Origin of the sequence: Malaciobacter halophilus, assembly GCF_002837275.1 — a bacterium.
GTDB lineage: Bacteria > Campylobacterota > Campylobacteria > Campylobacterales > Arcobacteraceae > Malaciobacter > Malaciobacter halophilus.
The window spans coordinates 1-354 of sequence record NZ_NXIF01000110.1 but is presented as its reverse complement, the minus strand read 5'-3'; the positions used below and the strand labels follow the sequence as shown (position 1 = coordinate 354).

At 30.8% G+C, this 354-nt stretch carries 1 pseudogene; it reads right to left on the bottom strand.

Annotated elements, in window-relative coordinates:
• Positions 1-354: pseudogene (locus CP960_RS13890) on the bottom strand (methyl-accepting chemotaxis protein); the annotation flags it as partial.

Genomic DNA, 354 nt, shown 5'->3' with positions numbered 1-354 from the left:
CCTGTTTTTGCTGAGTTACTTAACTCTTGTGCATAGTTACTCATTTTTGCTACATTCTCTGAGTTATTTACTATTGTACTTGTTATCTCTTCTAAAGCTGCTGCTGTCTCTTCTAAGCTTGCTGCTGCTTCATTTGAACTTGTATTTAATACATCTACATTTGCTATTAATTTATCAGAAGCTTCATCTAGTGTTAATCCTATTATTAATGAGTCTTTTAATAGTCCTGATATCTCTCCTGTTAAGAAGTTTACATTCTCTATAAACTCTTTCATATCTCCTTGTATTCCACTACTATCTACTTTGCTTGTAAATTTATAATTACTAAACTCTTTTAGCACTACTGAAATAGAA